This is a genomic window from Pseudomonas sp. NFX98 (assembly GCF_047784845.1).
GTDB lineage: Bacteria > Pseudomonadota > Gammaproteobacteria > Pseudomonadales > Pseudomonadaceae > Aquipseudomonas.
The window spans coordinates 34,098-54,336 of record NZ_JBLNNF010000026.1; the positions used below are offsets into that span (position 1 = coordinate 34,098).

Sequence of the window (20,239 nt, forward strand, 5' to 3'; positions counted from 1 at the left end):
TCAGGAACTCGCACGAGGTGGATTATGCTTTTGTATACAAAGAAAGCAAATAATGTTTTTGATTTTGTCGACGAAAAATTTGGCTTTAGTGATATATCGCCTGACAGGGCGGCATCGCGGGCAAGGTTTGCGCGTTGGCTACCTGATCGCCAGCCCGGACCTGTTCTCGAATTTGCTCACGGATATTTGCGGGTGAACTTCAGCCATATCGACTCGGCGCGATTGGACGAGGGGCTTGGGCGATTGGCGGCAGTGGTGCGACAGGCGCAAGCGGCCTGAAACAAATAAACCGGCGCAAGGGCCGGTTTATTTTTGTCTGGAATTTGCGGCGTCTGTGCGGGCCTCATCGCGGGCAAGCCATGCTTCTACAGAGTTGGAGTCGTTATCGAGTCGATGTACGCCTCGAATCTGTAGGAGCATGGCTTGCCCGCGATAGCGTCCTTGAAGACACCGAAAAATTGTCAGGCTGCAGCGAACCGCTTATCCAGATAATCAATAATCACCTTGGACTCATACATCCAGGTCGTCTGGCCGTTCTCTTCAATGCGCAGGCACGGCACCTTGATCTTGCCGCCTTGCTCCAGCAGGGTCTGGCGATCCTGTTCGTTGTTCTTCGCATCACGCAACGCCACCGGCACATTCAGGCGGCGCAGGGTGCGGCGGGTTTTCACGCAGAACGGGCAGGCGTGGAACTGATACAGGGTCAGGCCTTTGGCGGCGGATTCGACCTGAGCCTGAGCGGCAGCCGGGCGTTGCTTCTTGCTTGGGCGAGTCAGGAAGTCGATGAAGATGATCAGTTGGCCAAGGCCGACACGAAGCGCTTTTACGAACACGTTGAAAGCCTCACGGGGCGAAATGAAGAAAGGCGCGCAGCTTACCTGATTTTTCACAGGCGAAAAAAAACCGGCGATGAATGCCGGTTTTCCTTGTGTTGCAAATTACTTGATGAGGCTGAGGAATTCGCTGCGGGTCGCGGCGTTCTCGCGGAACTCACCGAGCATCACCGAGGTGATCATGGTCGAATTCTGCTTTTCCACACCGCGCATCATCATGCACATGTGCTTGGCCTCGATCACCACGGCAACGCCCAGCGCGCCGGTGACTTGCTGGACCGCGTCGGCGATCTGGCGGCTGAGGTTTTCCTGGATCTGCAGGCGGCGGGCGTACATATCGACGATCCGCGCGACTTTCGACAAACCCAAAACCTTGCCGCTCGGGATATAGGCAACATGCGCCTTGCCGATGAACGGCAGCAGGTGGTGTTCGCACAACGAGTACAACTCGATGTCCTTGACCAGCACCATTTCGCTGTTGTCGGAGCTGAACAAGGCACCGTTGGTGACTTCTTCGAGCGTTTGTTCATAACCGCGGCAAAGGTACTGCATGGCTTTGGCGGCACGTTTTGGCGTGTCGAGCAGGCCTTCGCGGGAAACGTCCTCGCCGAGCTGGCCGAGGATCGCCGTGTAATTCTGTTCCAGTGTCACAGAGCTTTATTCCGTATGGGTTCTAGAGGGGTACGGTTTCTGTCTGTACCAATTTTGTACCATTCAGGCTTTGCTCCAGCTTCCCGACTTCGCTCCAGTCTTCACTGGAGTTGATCCATCGGGCATAGGTCGACAGTAGCATTTGCACGCTGTGGCCGAGCTGATTCGCAATGAACCCGAGGTTCATGCCTGCCATTAGGCACATGGTAGCGTAAGTGTGCCGGCAGTTGTATTGCCGTCTGGCCCTGATGCCCAAAGCCACCAGTGCCGCCTTGAAGTGTTTATCGGTAACGCTGGCCTGTTGAATGAACTCGAAGTTCTTGGTCGGTGGGAACACGTAAGGCGACTGCTTGTGTTGTCGCCGGCTCTGCTTCGCCCTCAACTCGGCCACATTCTTGGCCACCTCAATCGCATTTAATGCCCTGCTGTTCAGCATGACCCGCCGCGTTTCGCGGGTTTTTGTGCGCTCCTCTATCTTGTAGTCCGCCACGATTCGACACACGTTGGCTACTCGCCCCTCCGTATCTACCTCATCCCAACGCAGCGCAGCTATTTCCCCTGGACGCATGCCGGTATAGAACGCGAACTCGAAGTAAGCCGCGTACACCTGCATTGAACCGCTCAGCTGTTTATATAGGTGTCCGATTATCAAATCTGCCTCAGCCACGGTGAATGGATCGACGAGTTTCTTCGCTTTGGATGGCAGTTCAATCGAACCGGCTGGGTTACGCGTGATCAATTCATCGTTCACCGCGCTTTCAAACATTGTGTGCAGGCGCTGGATCGCCGACCGCTTTACAGTTGGAGACTTCCACGCGGTTTCGCTTACGATTTTTCTAAGCAATGCCGAGGTGATCTGGTCAATCGGGATCATTGCCAGTCGAGGCATCCAGTAGATGTTCAGGGATATCCGGTAGTTTTTGCGGGTGCCTTTCACTACTTCGCGGCTGTCGAGCCAGGTTTGAGCGTAGCCCCCGAACAGAGGCGTAGCTGAGTAGGTGGCGTAAGTGGAGTTTGGGAAAAGCTCGGCGTAACGCTGGTCATCCATTACGCCATGCTTGATCAGGCTGACTACTGTAGCGCGTAGATCTGCGGCTGCTTTAATGCCTTTTGGCGTTTGGGGATAGGGGAGGGTCTCGCAGCGCCGGAACTTCCAGGTGAAGCGAATCCTGACTGACTGACCCGCGAATTCAACTCCGGCGGGCAATCCCAAAGGCTTTCTAGCCATGCCTCATATCTCCTGATGCTGTAGTAAATCTGGCCATCTATTTCGTTCCACACCCCTCTCGGGATGATGTTGCGCTGGCGCTTACCCTGGAGAGCACGCCGAGTTGTGCCGACCATCTCCGCGAAGTTCTTCTCCGCGACCTTGTCGGACAGGTACTCAACCGGTAGCTGTTCTGCTGCTGCCATGATGATGCTCCATGCCGCGCGTGGCGGCAGAAGGTGGTGATGGGTTTATTCGTCGTCCGAGTCAGCGTCGTCTTCACCGTCATGGCTGACGCTGATAGGGAGTTTGCCCAGACGCTCCAATGCCACGACGAGTCCGATGCGCAGGCCCTTAGCCATATCTTTTGTGAGCATGATTTCGACCGGGTCTTCGGTACCTAGCTGAAGCGTCACGCCTTCCTTGGCGTTGTCGCTGATCAGGCGCAATTGGTCGGCCTGCCGCTTGTGCCACGCAAGCAACGACTCGATCATTTCGCCGACGTCTTGGGGGGCGCTGATCGACCCCTCCAGCGCGCCCGTGACCAGCTTCTTCAGTTCCGCTTTTTCTTCTTCTGCGCGCTCGAGCTGATCGTCGGCGGCGAACGGCCCGCCAACCATTGACCAGCTGCTGGCGAATACCTGGGCTTGATCCATGATGGCTTTAACAGTTTTCTCAGACATGCGAATTCCTCGCCCGCCGTTCACCGGCAGGCTGGTAGGTGGAAGAGGGGTTAGGGAAGCGTGCTGCCGATTTGTGCTGCTACGACGGTGATTGCCTGGCGGAGAGCGCCGCCTCGTTCGGCGTCATCGGTCCAACCGATGTTCTCGCCGAAGCTGCGCCGCTCGACCATCACGTATTGCAGCTTGGTGAACCAAAGGATGCTGAGCTGAAGCTCTACAGCAATGCGCACTGCCTGGCCTTCATCACCGAGCGGATTCCATTGCTCCCGGCCGGAGTCTGGATCGTCGTAGTAGAAGGCATCGCTTCCGCGCCGATACTCCAGTTCGAAGCCCATGGCCTTGGCTGAGAGCCGCAACAGTTCATTGTCGTTCATCGCCACGGCCCCTTGTAGATGAGCCAGAGCATGTAGAGCGGGGCTGCTATTGGGATGATCATGTGGCCACCGCTGCGACAGAGAGGAAGATGGCGCCCCAGATGCAGGCGCTTACAGCCATGCATTTCAGGATCATCAGCACTCGCTCCAGTTCATGGCTTGGATGTATTCGCACGGAATCACCAGCCTGTCGGTTGGCACTGTGCTTTCGGTCTTGGCGTCGCCGAAATATGCAATGGCAGCCTGGGCGCGCTCGAGCGATAGTTGGGCATGGCGCATCTGCCAGGACTTGCGGTGTTTGAACGATCGCAGCGCCAAAGCCTTATCGGTGTAGGCGAATCGCCGACCGTGCTCGCCTCCATCCTTCAGGACCCGCTTGCGGTACTTCTTCAGCAGGTATTCACGCTGCGAACCGCCGAAGAGGTTGTTGTCGAATTCATCCACGATGTACCAGCACTGCTCGGTTTCACCGATAACCACGTACTTTCTGCAAATTACTTCCAGGCCTTTTGGGTCCAGTTCGTCGACGTAGCGATAATGGTCCGGGCCGAGCTTTTTCTTTTCCATGGGCGCACTCGTCCTTGCCGCTATAGCGGCTGACTTTGAAGGGGGAGGGAGTTACTGGATCGATGCGGCTTCGAGCGCTTCGTCGATCTCTGGATATTCAGGGCGTGCGGGCGGATAGGCCGGAGCTTTCATTGCTTGGTCAATGGCGGCGCGAAGGTTCTCGCTGTAGTCCTCGCCGATCACGCGCTCGTTTGGCTTGTCCATCCAATGGCCGACAATTTCGATGCTGATGCTGCTGTCACCTGCATCGCCGTTGGGACTGCTGTCGTAGCGGACATCCCAGCAATTCGATTCCAGTGCATCGAGACGGGCCTTGTCTCGCTCCAGCTCATCAATCCGCTGATCCGCTGCGTTCAGGCGCAGCTGCAGGGCGTCACGCTCGGCGGTGACCCGGTCGAATTCTGCAGTGCTTGGGCTGACTTCGATCATCGGCAGCCATCCGACAGGCGTGCCGACGCCCTGCGTGAAGTGGTCATGAGTCCAGCACCATCCGGCGAAACGCCAAGCATCCTCCCCATCGTTGTCGAAGTTGTTCGCGCCAATGGTCGGAGCCTCATCAGCATCTTCAGTTGAATGTTCATCGAAGCTGACCAACAGGCGAAGCAGCGTTCCATCCTTTGGTGCGCTTTCCATGCCGCGCCATTTCGGATCGTGGTTTTCTTGAGTTCCGCATTTGGTGCAGACCAGCAAGAACTCGCCGTCGTCAGTCCATTCGTGATCGCACACCGACTTTGCATCGGCTTTCGGCGCGGCAGGGGCGGATCCAAGCATGGCAGCCCAGCAAAGTTTCGCGCGGAATGCCGCTTGCTGGCATCCGCTCATCTCCTGGTACTGCTCCCAGACTTCCTCATCGGTAAAGCACTCATCTGGCACTGACTCGAAACCGTTTATCACCATGGTTTCGGTCGGTTCGACCGGCACCAGCTTCCATTGACTGTTCATCCTGCGATCTCCGATATCAGCCTCACTGGCCGGGCCGAGGTAAGTAATTGTTGGCTCGCTCACTTTGAACCCCCTCAATTGTCCGTACCCGTGTAGGTGCGCCAAGGGACCTTGACGCCGTTGACCAGAAAGCCCCAGTCACCGCGCCACTTGCTGGTGATGAAGAGGGTGATGACGCCGCTGGGGGATACCTGGTCGATGCGGTGGTATTCGCCGTGGTTGAGTCGCGCGGTGTCGCCGGCGGGTCGCTTGTATTCCAGATCGGTGTGGCCACCGACTGACCAGAAGTGACGACGCTGTTCCATGTACCAGCCGCGCAGGATGATGGTCCGGGCATTCCACGGGTGGTCATGCAGATCCCGATCTTCGTCCGGCCGCATGATGTGATGGATGCGAAACGACCACGGGAACCACCAGAACGCCGGCTTGTGCGTTTCCCTGCTGTACGGGTTGAACAGCCACCAGCGGCCCATGTACATCTCGGAGCCATCGGCGGACATGATGTGCAGGTACGGTGTGCGCTGGGCGCGGGCGATGATCCAGGCGGCAATAGCCGGGCGGGCAAGCAGCTTGGCGACCAGGCGCCAGAAGAGATTGATCATGCGGCCTCCTTCGGCGTGTAAGTCAGCGTGCCGTCGAGGATCGCTTCCTTGATGGCGTTGAACTCCCAGGCGTAGTACTGCGATTCGACGTAGACCCGCATCCCATCGCGGTAGTCGTGCTTCTTGCGCCTGATGAACGCCTCGGCGGCAGCGTGGGTGAAGTGGGCGTTGACGTATTCCCAGCGATCGTCCCAGCCGGTGACACTGTGTTCGGGTAGCTCTCCGAGCACGTACCACTGATCGTCTTCGCCGGCCTTCATGAATTGGCACTCAGACCAAGCCTGCATCTTTTTGTTGAGTTGGCTTTTCTCGTAGCTGGACAGGCCATCCCAGTACTCTTTGACCGAGTAGGCTACCGACTCACCGCTGTCCCAATACACCAGGCGCTTGTCGGTGTAGTCCATGTCTAGCCCGGAGACGATGCGGCGAGCTTCAACAATGAAGATTGCGTCAGCGGTGCAATGATCGTGGACCCGCTTGCCTTTGCAGTCATAGCGCAGACGCTGGACGAAGTCGGCCCAAGTCGCCGCATCGAGGTAATGACCGGTCGCCAAGCTCGGTGCTGGCTCGGCCGGATTGTTTTCTGTGGGCATGGGGCGTCCTATGCCGGGGCATGCCCGGCAGTTATCAACAGGGGAAATGTTGCAGAAAGGCACTGTTTCGCAGCTATTTGAAATTGAGGGTGCATAGTCCTTCGCTTCAAATAGGCCAGAGACTTACTGCATGAAACGAATCATTGAAGAGCTGTTGTTTCAGATGTTGACCGACCAAGTGATGAGGCTTTTTTGCCACCTGATCGAATGGCTCAATACGACACCTTGGCAGGTGTGGATTGCGTGAGTCAGGCCGCGAGGCGTTGGTAAAGCTCGATGATGTCGGCGGCGTTGGCGCTGACCAGTGCTTCGGCCTCATCCGGACACACGCTGTTGCCGATCAGCCTGACCTGATCGGTCTTGTTGATGTCGCGCCACTCTTCGGCGCCCGTCACGGGATCAACGAACAGACCTCGATCAATGATGTAATCCTTGTCAAAGCCCTGTGCAGCCTTCAGCTCAGGCGGTTGCAGCATGCGCAGGGTGATATCAACCAGCACATAGCCGCCGACCATCACCAAATCGGCCGGGTCTTTGAAGTGCTCTGGCAGATGTTCATGCATGAAGGCGGCGCAACGGCGGGCGCCTTCCAATTGCTCCGGCGTCAGGGTGTCCGGCACCTGCACCACCTCAACCAGTGCGACCCGGTCCTTCGTCGGCAGGGTGTGCATCGGCTCGGTGAGCGATATACCGTCCTTCTCGTTGCCGTAGTACTTCACCAGGTAGGCGTTCACCAAGCGCTGGTTGGCGCCGGATTGGCAGATGGTGGAGAGCGGTGAGTCAGCGGCGCGGCCGTCACCGTCGTAGAATCCGCCATTTGCTTGCTCGAAGAACGCAGCAACGACTCCGTGCCGTGTGGCTCCGGCCATGACAGTCTGTATCGGTTCATCTGGTGAGGTTCCGGCAGCGTTCTGGCCGAAAGCCGTCATGTGTGCGGCGACCATGGCGAAGTGTCCGCCTTTAACCTGTGCAACCTGAGTGCGCAGCGGCTCCTGCACGTCGAAGTTGCGTTGGGAAGATCCGTTGGCGCACTCGGTGAGGAATGGCGCCGCTACCGGCTGCACCAATGCGTGATGCGTGCCGCCGGCGCTGATCGTCGATAGCGCTTCGTCGACGCCGTGGGTGCTGGTGTGTGCGTCCGAGGTGCCGCGCATTGGCACGATGAACGGCTTTGGACTGGTCAACACGTGTCGGAAACAGCCTTTGGCAACCCGGCGCATGGTGTTCTTGGCCATTGGTTTCTCACGGAAGATAGTCCGCCCGACGTTGCTCCAGTCGATGCATTCCGCTGCAGCCCGCCATGGATGCTGTTTGGCAGTAGGCTTTTTGTGACGCTTTGGCACCGGCCAGACAATTGGCTTCCCATCGCTTCGAGCTACCAGGTACAGGCGTTTGCGGATGGTTGGGGTGCCGGCGTTGGCCGCGATCCGCTCGCGCCACTCAGCGTTGTATCCAAGTCCTCTCACCAGTGCTTCCATCGGCACGAACTCCCCAATGGCCAGCATGATTTCCGGCATGTCCGGGTGATCGGCGGGCAGCCCGGTACTGATCGCGGAAATGAACGCTTTGAAGGTCCGGCCGCGCTCGGCCTTGATCGGCTGGCCATCGTCATCGATCGGGCCCCAGTCGCAGAACTCTTCAACATTTTCGAGGAAGAGCAGGCGTGACCTGGTGACGAACAGCCAGCGGATCACCACCCATGCCAGCCCACGCACACCGCGATCGCGCGGCGCGCCGCCTTTCGCCTTGCTGTGATGGCGGCAATCAGGTGACGCCCAGATGATCGCCACCGGTTGCCCGCCAGTGGCTTCGCGTGGGTCTACCTCGTACACGTCGGCAACATAGTGCGCTGTCTGCGGGTGGTTGGCGCGGTGCACAGCCAGGGCGATTGGGTTGTGGTTTACCGCCACGTCCGGCTCACGATACGCCCGGGCAATGCCGGTGCTGGCGCCGCCGCCACCGGCAAACAGGTCCACCACCAGTTCTTTTTCGAACGGCAGGCCCATGCTTGGCTGGCCATGGATGAACTGGGGTAATTTCTGTTGTGCGGACATAGGGGATCCTCGCCGGTATATTTGCGGATTATTTATAAGGAGATAACGATGAGTTTTTGTCTGGCTGTAACGGATGCTGATTGGGCGCTGACGAAGGATGTCTTTTCGATCATCGGAACGATTGCCAGTGTTTTTGGAGTAGGTCTCGCCTGTTACGTCGGGCTTGCAGGGCTCTCGACTTGGAAGAATCAGCTCAAAGGTACGGCCGATCACAAACTTGCAAGAGACTCAGCAATCGCTCTGCGTAAGTATAGAAACGAGTTATCAACGCTATGGAATTATGCGGAATCTGCTGCAGTGCAAATCAAAGGTGAATCTTGGATCGGTTCCACAGGCGAAGACTCATTCACGATCTCGATTTACCAACCACAGATCGATAAGGTAAGACAGGCAAGAGCCGAACTCGAACCGGTCGCCCTAGAGTGTGCGGCGATTTTCGAAGGTGTATTTATTTCTGGTTTTGACAGGCTGTATTTGTTCGAAGAGGCTTGTTGCAACGTTATCGATAGCTATCTTCAACTTGTTAGAAGAGGAGGATTTGACGCTCGAGCAGAATTCATTTCTGAGGGCGCACTCAAAAATTGGAAAAAATTTGAAGATGCCGGAGTCGTAAACGATGGGACTTCGAAACAATTCATCGAGAGTTTAATAGCCCCGCTGCTCGGTGAAATTAATAAAAAACAGCTTAAAGAGTCGAGTTGAGAATCAAAGTCATACAAGGTGACACCCTGCGTGGCCGGTGGTGGCATTTTGTTTCGGGTTGGGGTATTACGGGTGACCGGCATGGAGCCGGAATTAGGAGAGCGATATGGGTGTTAGTGGAAAAACAACCGGGGATCTCGTGAGAATTGCTGCAGCCGGGGCGTCTATAGAGATTGATAGTCAAAAAACTACCGGTGACTTGGTTCGCATTGCGGCAGCAATTGCTAGCGGCGGTGGGCACTTGACGATCATTGGAAGCAGTAAAACTACCGGCGATATGGTTCGTATCGCAGCTGCTGCACCAGGTAAGGTAACGTTCAGAGATTGATTTCTGGCGGCTATAGATCGCCCGGGTCTATCGCAAGTTCGGCGATACTCCTTACATAAAATGCTCGCGACACCTTTTCGCTCGGCTCGTAAGGTGTCGTGACACACCGAAGCATCTGGGCGGCGGTATCAAAGTCTGCGGCGATAACATTACGCAGCAGGTTCTGATACACCTCCTGCTGGTTGTTGAATCCATGCTCTTGCATCAGTCGCTTGATGTCAGGCTTGAAAACCCCGGCGACCTCAACAGTAAACTTCTCAATGCCCAGCGCGGCTTTCTTGGCCGAGTCCTTCTCGCGTTTTCGGCGTTGCTTGATGGCTTCCGCCGTCGGCTCCTGCTGTTCCTTGGCCATGGACTGCCTCTTCAATTCCGTGGGCCGGTATATCCAGCCATGTCTGTCGTCGGCGCTGGCGCACCTGGTTGCTAATTCGTCTCACGGTGGCCCCGGGAACTTGATGTCGTTTTCGCGGGCGATGGTCCGGGCGCGCTTTGTCTCCATCTTCATCTGTTTCGCCGCTTCGATCACGGTCTTGCCCTCGGCGGCCAGTTCGCGCAGCCGCGGTGCATCCTTGTCGCGGGCTGCGCGGAGCTTGTTGCTGTGCGCGCTGCCGAACATCATCTCCCGCTCGCCGCTGACGCCCGGGGCGACCTCCTGCACCGTCTTGCCGGCGCCGAAGAAGCGATCCAGCTTTCGGTTCAGGTCGTCGATGAGCGAGTCACGCTGGTTGGGCATTGGTACGCCGATCATTTCAGTTCACCTGACAGCGAGAGCTTGATGCCGTCGGCGCGCGCTTCCAGTACCTGGGCGAAGTTGATGGCGTCTACCCACGTCCAGCGAAAGCCCTTCACCTTGCCGGTGGAGCGCTCGACGATGTGGAAGGCGTTGCCCTTCGATTGAACCTGGTAGCGAATCTCGGGCACAGGCTGATCCTTGCCGATCATGGCGTAGAGCTCGGTGGTGGCGATGCTTGCCCGCACACGGAGGGCGGCAAGTCCGGCATTGCGTTGTTGCATTGATGGGTGCATGGCTGATCCCTCGGTGTGGGTTGCGTGTATTCGTCAGCACTCGGGCTGCCTGCTGGTTGCCGTTGGGCGCAGGGGAGAGTGCTGACGGATAAAGGCAGGCGAAAAAAAGCCCGAGATCACCCGGGCTTTTGTTGGTGTCACGAAGACCTCCCTACGTGACAGCCTCCCAGGCCCGCTACTGGCGACGGCCTGGGTTTGTTTCATCAGCGGTGACCTTGAACTTTGGGGTGGCCTACCGGTTGCCCGGATGGTGCGCGGTGACACCGACGGCCCAGATGTCCGCTGCCTGCCAGGGTGAAGAGCGCAGCCTTCAGGCTTACTGCGCCACGCGGGTGAATCCGTTAATGCTGCATTGGTGCAAATCCTCCGCGCTTGAGATGGAAAAAGTATTCCAGTTAGGTGCAATTTCTTTCCCATTGCCGCCGGAAGGGGCGGGGCGCATTGCATACCGGGTCATTCACACGGTTCTGGCGTTTCACCATCGAGCAGCCGTCCAGGTTGTTCCTGTCGTTGGCAGGCTTTCGGGCCTGTCTGCTCGCCGGTCGCCGGTAGAGGCAATGCGGTCTGTTTTTTGTTGCGCTGGTTGTTAAAGAGCTGCGAGCTGGTTTGCTCTGGCGCCCTGTTCGCTGGCGTTGAGGTAAATTTAGCCATGAGCTAAAGATGAGTCAATAGCTCAAAGCTAAATAATTTAGCGATGGGTGAAATATTTCATCGGGTCGGTCAATCGATGGGAAATTTCCAGGCAGTCTTTACGTCTGCATTAGCATCAAGCTAATATCCTAAAGCACTGTACGTTCATCCAGTTATCAAGGAGTGGCTGATGGCAAGCCCGCAGAAGAAAAAGCCTCAAGAGTCAAAGCCGATGTCGGGAGTGGAGCGCCTGACCATCAGGGTTTCGAACATGATCAACCACCCAATAGCTCAGGATCGGAAGTGGGCGACGATTCATCGGCTCGATACCGATGGCGACAGGGAATGGGATGAGGTGATGAGCGCTCTCTCCGATGTAGACGGCATCGAAATGACCTTCAACGACGAGGACGAGTCCGTCACTCTTCGATGGGAAGCACCAGCGGATGAAGACCCGCGCGTTGAGGCTCAGGAAGAATTTGATGCAGTGGAAGAGCTGGTTCCTTTCTGACGGGCGAAAAAAAGCCCGCTCAATGGCGGGCTTTGGCCTAGGCGGTCCGTCAGGCTTTTCTGGCATTCCAGATCAGCAGAACCTTGGCATGAATGGCCACATCGTCGATCCGAGCTGTCTGGTTTTCATAGAGAGGGTTGTCGGAGATAAGCCGGTAATTCTCTTCGTCCAGACGCATAACCCGTTTGATATAAAGCTCGTTGTGCCAGGTCAAAACGTAGATCCCCTCGCCGATAAAATCCCTTACGCCCTTATCGACGATGACTAAATCCTTGTCATTGATGGTGCCTTCCATGCTCTGGCCCCACCCGTTGATCATTCCAAGAGATGTCTTGGACGTGTAGGTGATGCCTTTCTCGCGCAAGATTTCCTCACGCACCACTAGATTTCGAACAACCTCGGTGTATTCAGGCGGGACCTGTCCGTGGCCCATTGCAGCACGAATGTCGTACTGAGGAATGACGATCTCTTCGTTGGTAGGGCGCAGAGTTGCGAGACTCGCAGACAGTTTATGGGACACGCCATCATCAGGTTCCTCGGCGGCAGCAACAATTCGATCTCGCGCCTCCGTCGTGAGTCCCTTTACCTTTGCGAGCATCAATTTCACTTGATCAGCGGCTGATGAGTTTGTCTCAGCCACGGGCGCCACACTGATTTCATTCGAAGGACTGATGGACTCGTCAGTGTTCGGTAGAGAGTCGAACCACCCGCGCGGCAACTTCTCAACCAATTCAATTCGGCGAGCAACATCGTCGCCCAAGTTCTTGGCGGTCTTATCCGAAAGGATCTGACTTAGATGTGCAGGCGCCATCCCCCAGCGCTCGGCACAGGCGCCTTTCTTTTGATCGCCGATCAGTGTGATCAGTTGGCGCTTGCGAATCGCATAGATATCCATGCGGGCAAGAATGCCATTCTTTAGCTCGATGCTAAATGTGCCCACAGCTAAATATTCCTTGCTCTGATATTAGCCCTGAGCTAAATTTCTCCTACGTTTAGGAGATTCCCTATGAATGACCACTTGCGCGATTGGCTCGCCAACGCTACCGCCGACCGACGTCAAACCGTAGCTGACGCTGCGAAGACGACTGTCGGACATCTTTGGCAGCTTGCTGGGGGTCATCGCAAAGCCTCTGCCGATCTTGCCGAGCGTCTTCAGGACGCTTCAGAAGGCGAGATCACCATCGCAGGATTACGGCCGGACCTTGTAGATCTCGCTCACAAGGTGCTTCGCGGCGCGGCCTGATCTTTATCCCTGAGAAACATTTTGCAACCCGTGGTGGCAAGCAGCCACTGAAACAAAACAGAGGTTTTACGAATGGACGAATTTCTGCGGGCTTGCCAAAGCGCGGTCCTGGACAACGAAGCGAAGGTATTGGCCGGCCAGATGGGGGTTCCCCACGTCAGCCTCTTGCAGCGTGCTAATCCAGACAACGATGCGCATCACCTGACCATCGAGCACCTGTTCGGGATCCTGCTGCATACCGGTGACATGCGCCCGCTTGCCGCCTTGGCTGATCAGTTCGGCTTCGATCTTGTGAAAAAAGAAACCCCGGCCCCGAAGGCGCTTACGGCTTCGATGATGCAGGTCGGCAAGGAAATCGCGGACCTGACCTTGGCTGTGCACACCGCGCTGGATGACGGCCGGGTGACTCAGATCGAGAAACAAGCCATCCGCAAAGAAGTCGAGCATGTCCGTCACGAACTGAACGTTATGGAGCAGTCGGTAAAGGTCGCCTGAGAGGCTGGCATTTACTGAGCAAAGCACCGACGGGGGTCGGTGAGCAATGAAGGCGTAGCAGCCGTTTAGCCGCTCGCACCAGGAAGACCATTAGGGGAAAGGAAATGGACGGCAACACAACAGGACGCAAGGGGACATTGAACGCTGAGGGCAGCAGCTCAGTCGGCGGGATTGGTCGCGTCTGCGGGAAAGCAAGCGCCTGAATTTCAGGCAAAAAAAAGCCGGGTCGCACCCCGGCTTCTTCAACAACTTGTACAACAATGCGGGGCCATTATGAGCATGAACACTGTTCCAGGCAACACCGGTCGTGCTCCGACACGATCTGCGAACTCTCCAAGGGTGTCGCAACACCTCATAGCCCACCAATCCGCCGCGATGTATGCCGCCCTGATGGTGCGTAGCCAATATTCGCGCGCGTCCAAATCACACTTCAGCCGTGAATGTCTTGATCACCTCAAGGCATCGCTGGTTCCTGTCCAGGATGTTTCCGCATGAGCACCGTCATCATGAGCGCGTGCTGGCCTCTGCACGGAATGAGCCCAGCTCAGAAGGCAGTTCTAATTTCCTTGGCCGATAACGCCAATGACGAGGGCGTTTGCTGGCCTTCCGTTGCCACTATTGGCGTGCGCACTTGCCTGTCAGAGCGTGCCGTCCGCAATGCACTGCGTTGGCTGGAAGAGGCCGGCATATTGTCGAGCAATCAGCGCTTTGGCCGTTCGACTTGGTATTCCATCACCCCGGCACGATATGCCCCCGGCAGTAAATGCCCCCCGGCACCAGATGCCCCATCACCCCGGCAGGATATGCCGGTCACCCCGGCACCAGATGCCCCCAGAACCGTAAAGGAACCATCAATTGAACCGTCACCTGATGGGAATCGCGTTCCGCGCTCCCCGTCTTGCCCGGTTCAGGACATCGTCGATTTGTTCAACCGACTGCTCACACCGGTGCTGCCTACCGTCGTTTTGGTATCCGAGGCCCGCAAAAAGCAAATCCGGTCGCGCTGGAACCAGAGCGAGGTTCACCAGAGCCTCGAATTCTGGACAGAGTACTTCGCCACTGTCGCCCAATCCGATTTCCTGATGGGGCGTGCATCGGGCAAAAGCGGCGGCGCACCTTTCCGGGCCAGCTTCGACTGGCTGATCGCCCCGAGCAACTTCGTCAAGGTTGTGGAGGGCAATTACAATGCGTGAGCCACACAGCATCGAGGCCGAACACGGCCTGCTGGGCGCGATGATGCAGCGTCCTGAGCTGATCGACTCCCTGAGCGATGACCTTTCCGCCGAATCGTTTTTCTTTCCTGAGAATGCTGAGGTGTACCGCGGAATCATGGCGGTTCGCACTGCTGGCAAGGCTGTCGACTTCCTCACAGTTGGCAATCACGTCGGCACTCTGCTCGATGGTAGCCCCGCGTTCGCCTACTGCGCCGAAATCGTTAACGGCACTCCCAGCGTTGCCAACGCCAAGACCTACGCGGCAATCGTCCGTGAGCGGGCGGTCGAGCGTTCCCTGTTTGACCTCGGCACCCAAGCCATGGATATCGCGCACAGCGACCAGGATGTGCAGGCGAAAATCGCCGCCGTCCAGGCTGCAGCGATGGCGATTGACTGCGGTTCGGGTGATGACGACATCGTCAAAGTCGGTGACGTGCTGGCCGACCAGCTGGAAGTGTGGCAGGAGCGACACGATCGCCATGCCCGCGGTGAAACGCTGATCGGGCTATCGACTGGCCTGAAAGACCTGGACGAAAAGCTGGGCGGCCTGCAACCGGATCACCTGTATGTCGTTGCGGGCCGTCCTGCCATGGGCAAAACCACGCTGGCCATGGGGTTTGTGATCGAGGCAGCCGTGCGCCAGAGCAAGTCGGCGCTCGTCATCAGCCTCGAAATGAACAAGGGCCAGTTGCTGGATCGGGCAGTGGCGTCCGAGGGGCGTATTCCGCTCACGTTGGTGAAGAACGGCACCGCTTGCCAGAGCCATGGCGCGGAACTTTCTGCTGCGGCCGGCGTGCTTCGTCGCGCTCCGCTGTACATCGCTGACCGTGCCGGCTCGTCGATTGGTCGCATTCGCTCGCTGGCCCGCCGCCACAAGCTGCGTTACGGCCTGGACCTGCTGATGATCGATTACCTGCAGTTGCTGGAAGGCGAGGGCGGTAACCGCACCGAAGAGGTCAGCAGCATCAGCCGCGGTTGCAAGCTGCTCGCCAAGGAGTTGGGCATTCCCGTTGTCCTGCTCAGCCAGCTCTCGCGCAAATGCGAAGAGCGCCCAAACAAACGCCCAATCCCCTCGGATTTGAGGGAATCCGGCGCAATCGAGCAGGACGCCGACGTGATCCTGTTCGTGTACCGCGACGAGGTCTATCACGAAAACACCGAGGCCAAAGGCATTGCCGAAATCATCATTGGCAAGGGCCGCGACATCGAAATGGGCACCATCCGCACGGCCTTCCTTGGCCAATACAACCGATTTGAAAACCTCGCTGCCGGGTGGAAGCCAGAGCCTGTTGAGCAGCCGGAAAAGGTCACCAGTCTGGCCGACCGCTACCGAAAAAAGGAATCGTTCTGATGAGCACAAGGCGACTCGCTGTTCCCGATCCGTCCAACTACCGCTTCGCGGTGTTCTGCTGCTCTTTCAAGATGGAATTGGGCAGTACTCCTGATCATGCGTTGGCGCTGTTTGCCGATGAGGGCATGGCCAATCGTTATGGTGCGTGGATGTGGCCTTCAACGTTCGAGGTGGTGGACCGTTTCAACCAGGTGGAGAAAACCGATTGAGCGCACTGATCAAGACCCTGACCGTGAAGCTGTCAGATGCCGAAATTCAACGCAACGCCAAGCTCGAGCACGTGCGCGACCTGCGTGATGCCAGCCATCCCGCGCTGCACTTCCGTTATGCGAAAAATCGCGGGCGCGGGTCTTGGTACCTGCTGAACAAACGCCAATGGCACCGCATTGGCGGCTTTCCAGACCTGAATACCAAGCAGGTGGTTGCGGCGCTGCCAGCTGTGCGCCTGCGAGTGGCGGCCGATGGCGCTGCCAGCGTTTCAGGTTGGGTGACCGTCGGCGAGCTGCTGGACTGGTTTGCCGATCGCATGGCCCGTTCGCGCGCGCTCTCTGCCAAACGGCGCTCGGCCGGCAAGTCGGCCATCAGCTGCCAGCTGAAGCCGCGCCTGGATGATCTGCTGCTTCGCGATGTCAGTGCCCAGACCCTCGACAAACTGCTGATGTGGCCGGCACAGGAAGAACTGTCGCTGTCGTACGTCCAGCAGCTGTATCGCCTGCTCGCCGTGGCCTTCCGTCAGGCCCGCAAATTGGATTTGATCCCGGTCAACCCGATGGCCGAGCTCAAGTTCATCCACTTCACAACGGCGCGCATCCTGCCAAAGCCGGCGCGCCTGCGCGATGTCCAGTTGCCCGAGCTGGTGGAGCAGCTGACCGAGCGCTTCGAGAGTGCACCTGCTGACGCCATGCTGGCCCTGATGATGTTGTGTCACGGCACCCGCATTGGCGAAACCCGGCAGGCTCGCTGGGCGGATATTGCACTTCCTGAGCGTGAATGGTTTTTGCCAGCCGAGCACACCAAGAGCAAGACCGAGTTGCGGGTGCCACTGACTGACCAAGTCTGCGCGCTGCTTCGCCGGTACCGGGACAGACAGTCCACCCAAGGCTACGAGGGGCCGTTCCTGTTTCCTTCCCGGCGGGGCAAGGCGCTGAGCGACAACCAGGCCAGTGCCGTATTCACCCGATTGGGGCAGGGCGCTTGGACCAGTCACGACCTGCGCAAGGTAGCCCGCACGGCATGGACTGACCTCGGCGTCGACGGCCACATCGGCGAGATGTTGCTGAACCACTCGCTGGGCAAGATCGCGTCGACCTACATCAACACCCAGGCGAAAGAGCAGCGTCGTCTGGCGCTGGTGAAGTGGCACAACTGGTTAGATGAGCGCGGCTTCAAGTCGATCCACCAGCAGACAGACGTTAGATATGAAGAATCGCAAAACCTCGTAGACGCCTTGAATAGCGTGGCCTGCGAGTCAATTCCGCAATTTGTTAAGGGCGAGGTTTAAAAACGATGAAAAAGCAGCATGGCCCCGCCTTTGTGCGTTGCCTGATCCCACTCACCGACTGCCCGTCATGCGCCGGGAAGGGGATCATCGAAGGCGTGTTTCACCAGCTCGACTGCATCGGTTGCCACGCTTCGGGCCTGGTGCACGCCATCACCCTGGAGCCACTGCCGGTGGAGGACCTGGTGGTGCAGTTGGGCATGCTGCTGCGTCGGGAGCGTCACCTCGCAACCCTGGCTCCTGCAGCGAACGACACCGTCGAGCAGTATCAACAGAACAACAGTCGCGGCGCCGGCCGCTCGTCTTTCAAGGGGGATTAAGGCATGGGCATCTATAAGGACGTGATGGGCACGCTAGTCCGGGTACTGGCAGCCGACAACATCGACAACAGCACCAAGCAGTCATGGCAGAAGCTGATCGACGCTGACCTTCGTTCGGGTGGCACCGACAGTTCGCTCTCGGTGCGTGACAAGTTCGATTACGACTGCTGCCTCTATGCGCTGCTGCATCGTCACCTTGAGCCGGCTCAGTGGGATGTGCTGGTCGCCAAGTACTCCACGCACAAGGCCAACAAGGTGGCAGCCATCGGCCGTCTAGTGGCTCGCATGGTTTCCCCGGCACCTCAACTGTTCATCTATAAGGCGCTCACTGCCTGGGCCATTCCGAAGTTGAAGGGTGTCCAGACTGGCAAGCGATCCACTGACATGATCGTGCTGCCCTCCGAGTTTTACGACATGAACACCTGGGACCTTGCCGCCTCGCCGGAGCGCACTCGGCGCAACTGGCGCGGTGGCATTCACAAGCGTCTGGAGCAGCTGGAAGAGGCAGCCGTGATCCATGCGACCGAGATATTCGATCAGGAAGAAATTTTCGTCGACGCTGCTTGACCGTGATGGCCGATTGGCCGTAAATTAACCCCATCCTGTCATTCCTGTGCGTTACAGCGGATTGACGCGAAAAGCCCGACCATAGAGTCGGGCTTTTTTGTTTGCGTGGCAGACATGTATCCTAGAGCTTCAATGATTGCTCAATTAGGAAGGCGCACCACATGAGACGGGATTTTCAATTGGCGAGGCTGATACTCGCTCAAGTGCAGAGTAATGCAGGTATCGATGGGATTCGGGAAGCGTCGGTAAAGGTATACGCGCAAGAGGCTTCTTCGCTTGAACAGAAGGTGATCGACTATCACTTTGACCTTCTTGCGAACGACGGGTATCTGTTGCGCAGCCAGGGTCATATCCAGTTGACTTGGTCGGGCCACGATCTGTTGGACTCCATATTATCAAGCTGAAACTGCATTACTCGGATCGCATGATTTAAGAAGCGTTCTGCTAACCATACTAAAGCCTCGGCGTTTGCCGGGGCTTTTTCGTTTTCGGTTCCACCACACCCATTGCTCCGAGCTGGGAGTGCTGCTGGGACCGAACTTACCTCGCTCCCCGCAAGGGAGGAATCCGGATGCCAAACATGCCCGACAAACCAGACACTTGGCTGCTCGTTCTCGCGTGGCTGGGTCAGCATGCGCCGACGATCTATGCCGGCGCGCTGGCCTTCGTCGTCAGTGCATTGCGCATCATCTATGGCGGTGGCACTCGGCGACAGGCGCTGCTCGAGGCCTCGCTCTGCACGCTGATCACCATTGGCCTGATCCCGCTGCTGGAGTATTTCGGTCTACCTCAGAACTTCGCCACGGCGGCCGGTGTGTTCATTGGCTTCCTCGGCGTGAAGAAGATCGCCGACTTGGCTGATCGGTTCGCAGATTTCAAGTTGCCGCGGCGGGCCGATTGATGGTCAGACTCAAGACGTTGGGCTCAAGGGTTAAGGAAGGTGCAGGCTCTCGGTTGAAGACTATCAATCCAGATAGTTGGCGAAGCGACAAGACCAGCACTCAGCGTGGCTACGGCTACAAGTGGCAGAAGGCTCGAGAGCGGTATCTCCGTGATCATCCGCTTTGTGTGTACTGCGCGCGCCAAGGTCTGACCGCTGCGGCCGGAGTGGTTGACCACAAGGTTCCACATCGTGGTGATCAGGACCTGTTCTGGGATGAGACCAACTGGCAGCCCCTCTGCAAGCCGTGTCATGACTCGGTCAAGCAGGCTGAGGAGTCCGCCGGGCTCGCGGGTTGATCTGGTGCCCCGTCGTAGTGCGCTTTTTGGGTGGGGGCCAGGGGGGGGTGGAAAACCTGGCTCTGGTCGGTGACTAGACCGCCCTCGACCACACGCACACATTTTTTCCCAAATTACGGAAAAGTTAACCATGGCTTTAACCGACAAAAAGCGACGGTTTGCTGACGCTTTGCAGTCGGGAGCCTCAAAAAGAGATGCGGCAATAGCCGCAGGATACTCTGAGAAAACCGCGTCGCAGGCGGGCTCCAAGCTTGCGAAGGATCCCGATGTCGTTGCCGCGATTGCTCGCAAGGTGCGAGCGAAGAACGCTACCCCGGCAGAAGTTAAAGCTGCGGCGAAAGTTAACTCGCCAGCGGCAGTTGAGGCACCTGAGGACGGGCTGGTTTTCGAGGAGTTCGACGACCCTCGCGACTTCCTGGTGGCGGTTATGAACGAGCAGGCCGCTGAGCCAAGGCTTCGGGTCGACGCCGCGAAAGCGTTGATGCCCTACATCCACGGCAAGGTTGCCGATCAAGGGAAGAAAGAAGCTCTTGCTGACGCTGCCAAACAGGCAGGGAAGGGCAGGTACGCACAAGGCAAGCCGCCCCTCACTGTCGTCAAAGGATGATC

At 57.6% G+C, this 20,239-nt stretch carries 29 protein-coding genes; 15 read left to right on the top strand and 14 right to left on the bottom strand.

All coding sequences use genetic code 11. The features are described from left to right. Nucleotides 1-24: 24 nt before the first annotated feature. Nucleotides 25-279: a hypothetical protein gene (locus ACM110_RS27235; RefSeq protein WP_416130241.1), complete on the top strand. Its 255-nt coding sequence runs from the start codon at nucleotides 25-27 to the stop codon at nucleotides 277-279. Nucleotides 280-461: 182 nt separating this feature from the next. On the opposite strand, the gene ACM110_RS27240 is transcribed toward ACM110_RS27235, so the two are convergent. The 10 genes from ACM110_RS27240 to ACM110_RS27285 all read right to left on the bottom strand — a co-directional run bounded on the left by ACM110_RS27240 (nucleotide 462) and on the right by ACM110_RS27285 (nucleotide 8,506). Continuing rightward, complete coding sequence (locus ACM110_RS27240; RefSeq protein WP_104449810.1) at nucleotides 462-833, bottom strand: glutathione S-transferase N-terminal domain-containing protein; 372 nt, start codon at nucleotides 831-833, stop codon at nucleotides 462-464. A 105-nt stretch (nucleotides 834-938) separates the two neighbouring features. Further along, nucleotides 939-1,484, bottom strand: coding sequence for a GTP cyclohydrolase I FolE (gene folE, locus ACM110_RS27245; RefSeq protein ID WP_032832746.1), 546 nt, complete (start codon nucleotides 1,482-1,484; stop codon nucleotides 939-941). 22 nt (nucleotides 1,485-1,506) lie between these two features. Continuing rightward, the gene (locus tag ACM110_RS27250; protein ID WP_416130189.1) at nucleotides 1,507-2,712 is read right to left on the bottom strand and encodes a tyrosine-type recombinase/integrase; all 1,206 of its coding nucleotides are present in this window, start codon (nucleotides 2,710-2,712) and stop codon (nucleotides 1,507-1,509) included. Nucleotides 2,713-2,942: 230 nt separating this feature from the next. Then, entirely contained in the window at nucleotides 2,943-3,374 is a 432-nt protein-coding gene (locus ACM110_RS27255; protein WP_416130190.1) for a hypothetical protein, read from the bottom strand. A 50-nt stretch (nucleotides 3,375-3,424) separates the two neighbouring features. Next, nucleotides 3,425-3,748 (bottom strand): hypothetical protein, encoded by a 324-nt coding sequence (locus tag ACM110_RS27260; RefSeq protein WP_416130191.1) that lies wholly within the window; start codon nucleotides 3,746-3,748, stop codon nucleotides 3,425-3,427. A 135-nt stretch (nucleotides 3,749-3,883) separates the two neighbouring features. Then, nucleotides 3,884-4,315 (bottom strand): hypothetical protein, encoded by a 432-nt coding sequence (locus ACM110_RS27265; protein ID WP_150733419.1) that lies wholly within the window; start codon nucleotides 4,313-4,315, stop codon nucleotides 3,884-3,886. 51 nt (nucleotides 4,316-4,366) lie between these two features. After that, nucleotides 4,367-5,257 (bottom strand): hypothetical protein, encoded by an 891-nt coding sequence (locus tag ACM110_RS27270; RefSeq protein ID WP_416130192.1) that lies wholly within the window; start codon nucleotides 5,255-5,257, stop codon nucleotides 4,367-4,369. A 74-nt stretch (nucleotides 5,258-5,331) separates the two neighbouring features. Then, complete coding sequence (locus ACM110_RS27275; protein ID WP_416130193.1) at nucleotides 5,332-5,859, bottom strand: hypothetical protein; 528 nt, start codon at nucleotides 5,857-5,859, stop codon at nucleotides 5,332-5,334. Beyond that, nucleotides 5,856-6,452 (bottom strand): hypothetical protein, encoded by a 597-nt coding sequence (locus ACM110_RS27280; RefSeq protein ID WP_416130194.1) that lies wholly within the window; start codon nucleotides 6,450-6,452, stop codon nucleotides 5,856-5,858. The genes ACM110_RS27275 and ACM110_RS27280 overlap by 4 nt, the downstream gene beginning before the upstream one ends. Nucleotides 6,453-6,700: 248 nt before the next feature. Further along, complete coding sequence (locus ACM110_RS27285; protein WP_416130195.1) at nucleotides 6,701-8,506, bottom strand: DNA cytosine methyltransferase; 1,806 nt, start codon at nucleotides 8,504-8,506, stop codon at nucleotides 6,701-6,703. 48 nt (nucleotides 8,507-8,554) lie between these two features. On the opposite strand from ACM110_RS27285, the gene ACM110_RS27290 reads away from it, so the two are divergent. Together ACM110_RS27290 and ACM110_RS27295 are read left to right on the top strand one after the other, a co-directional pair. Beyond that, nucleotides 8,555-9,208 carry a hypothetical protein gene (locus ACM110_RS27290; protein WP_416130196.1) on the top strand — a complete coding sequence of 218 codons (654 nt, stop codon included), beginning with the start codon at nucleotides 8,555-8,557 and terminating at the stop codon, nucleotides 9,206-9,208. A gap of 106 nt (nucleotides 9,209-9,314) precedes the next feature. Beyond that, complete coding sequence (locus tag ACM110_RS27295; RefSeq protein WP_416130197.1) at nucleotides 9,315-9,536, top strand: hypothetical protein; 222 nt, start codon at nucleotides 9,315-9,317, stop codon at nucleotides 9,534-9,536. Between the two features lie 10 nt (nucleotides 9,537-9,546). Here ACM110_RS27295 and ACM110_RS27300 read toward each other — a convergent pair whose 3' ends face one another. From ACM110_RS27300 to ACM110_RS27310, 3 genes are all read right to left on the bottom strand, one after another. Further along, nucleotides 9,547-9,888, bottom strand: coding sequence for a hypothetical protein (locus ACM110_RS27300; protein ID WP_416130198.1), 342 nt, complete (start codon nucleotides 9,886-9,888; stop codon nucleotides 9,547-9,549). A gap of 81 nt (nucleotides 9,889-9,969) precedes the next feature. Next, nucleotides 9,970-10,284, bottom strand: coding sequence for a hypothetical protein (locus ACM110_RS27305; RefSeq protein WP_416130199.1), 315 nt, complete (start codon nucleotides 10,282-10,284; stop codon nucleotides 9,970-9,972). Further along, nucleotides 10,281-10,562, bottom strand: a complete 282-nt coding sequence (locus ACM110_RS27310; protein WP_416130200.1) for a hypothetical protein — start codon at nucleotides 10,560-10,562, stop codon at nucleotides 10,281-10,283. Before ACM110_RS27310 ends, ACM110_RS27305 begins: the two co-directional genes overlap by 4 nt. Before the next feature lie 820 nt (nucleotides 10,563-11,382). Here ACM110_RS27310 and ACM110_RS27315 point away from each other — a divergent pair. Further along, complete coding sequence (locus ACM110_RS27315) at nucleotides 11,383-11,703, top strand: DUF1654 domain-containing protein (protein ID WP_416130201.1); 321 nt, start codon at nucleotides 11,383-11,385, stop codon at nucleotides 11,701-11,703. Nucleotides 11,704-11,752: 49 nt separating this feature from the next. On the opposite strand, the gene ACM110_RS27320 is transcribed toward ACM110_RS27315, so the two are convergent. Next, nucleotides 11,753-12,598, bottom strand: coding sequence for a S24 family peptidase (locus ACM110_RS27320; protein ID WP_416130239.1), 846 nt, complete (start codon nucleotides 12,596-12,598; stop codon nucleotides 11,753-11,755). A 111-nt stretch (nucleotides 12,599-12,709) separates the two neighbouring features. Between ACM110_RS27320 and ACM110_RS27325 the strand changes: the two genes are divergently transcribed. The 11 genes from ACM110_RS27325 (at nucleotide 12,710) to ACM110_RS27375 (ending at nucleotide 20,237) form a co-directional block, all read left to right on the top strand. Next, the gene (locus ACM110_RS27325; protein ID WP_416130202.1) at nucleotides 12,710-12,946 is read left to right on the top strand and encodes a hypothetical protein; all 237 of its coding nucleotides are present in this window, start codon (nucleotides 12,710-12,712) and stop codon (nucleotides 12,944-12,946) included. Nucleotides 12,947-13,018: 72 nt separating this feature from the next. Continuing rightward, entirely contained in the window at nucleotides 13,019-13,441 is a 423-nt protein-coding gene (locus ACM110_RS27330) for a phage regulatory CII family protein (RefSeq protein WP_416130203.1), read from the top strand. A 491-nt stretch (nucleotides 13,442-13,932) separates the two neighbouring features. Then, complete coding sequence (locus tag ACM110_RS27335) at nucleotides 13,933-14,634, top strand: helix-turn-helix domain-containing protein (RefSeq protein ID WP_416130204.1); 702 nt, start codon at nucleotides 13,933-13,935, stop codon at nucleotides 14,632-14,634. Then, complete coding sequence (gene dnaB / locus ACM110_RS27340; RefSeq protein ID WP_416130205.1) at nucleotides 14,627-16,006, top strand: replicative DNA helicase; 1,380 nt, start codon at nucleotides 14,627-14,629, stop codon at nucleotides 16,004-16,006. Before ACM110_RS27335 ends, dnaB begins: the two co-directional genes overlap by 8 nt. After that, the gene (locus tag ACM110_RS27345) at nucleotides 16,006-16,215 is read left to right on the top strand and encodes a hypothetical protein (protein ID WP_416130206.1); all 210 of its coding nucleotides are present in this window, start codon (nucleotides 16,006-16,008) and stop codon (nucleotides 16,213-16,215) included. The genes dnaB and ACM110_RS27345 overlap by 1 nt, the downstream gene beginning before the upstream one ends. Continuing rightward, nucleotides 16,212-17,507 (top strand): tyrosine-type recombinase/integrase, encoded by a 1,296-nt coding sequence (locus ACM110_RS27350; protein WP_416130207.1) that lies wholly within the window; start codon nucleotides 16,212-16,214, stop codon nucleotides 17,505-17,507. Before ACM110_RS27345 ends, ACM110_RS27350 begins: the two co-directional genes overlap by 4 nt. Nucleotides 17,508-17,512: 5 nt before the next feature. After that, on the top strand, nucleotides 17,513-17,824 hold the full coding sequence (locus ACM110_RS27355; protein WP_416130208.1) for a hypothetical protein: 312 nt from the start codon (nucleotides 17,513-17,515) through the stop codon (nucleotides 17,822-17,824). 3 nt (nucleotides 17,825-17,827) lie between these two features. Continuing rightward, the gene (locus tag ACM110_RS27360; RefSeq protein ID WP_416130209.1) at nucleotides 17,828-18,391 is read left to right on the top strand and encodes a hypothetical protein; all 564 of its coding nucleotides are present in this window, start codon (nucleotides 17,828-17,830) and stop codon (nucleotides 18,389-18,391) included. A 571-nt stretch (nucleotides 18,392-18,962) separates the two neighbouring features. Continuing rightward, nucleotides 18,963-19,292 (top strand): phage holin, lambda family, encoded by a 330-nt coding sequence (locus ACM110_RS27365; RefSeq protein WP_416130210.1) that lies wholly within the window; start codon nucleotides 18,963-18,965, stop codon nucleotides 19,290-19,292. Then, on the top strand, nucleotides 19,292-19,630 hold the full coding sequence (locus tag ACM110_RS27370; RefSeq protein ID WP_416130211.1) for an HNH endonuclease: 339 nt from the start codon (nucleotides 19,292-19,294) through the stop codon (nucleotides 19,628-19,630). The genes ACM110_RS27365 and ACM110_RS27370 overlap by 1 nt, the downstream gene beginning before the upstream one ends. A gap of 130 nt (nucleotides 19,631-19,760) precedes the next feature. Beyond that, a complete protein-coding gene (locus tag ACM110_RS27375; protein WP_416130212.1) occupies nucleotides 19,761-20,237 on the top strand; it encodes a terminase small subunit in 477 nt (158 codons plus the stop codon). Nucleotides 20,238-20,239: the final 2 nt, after the last annotated feature.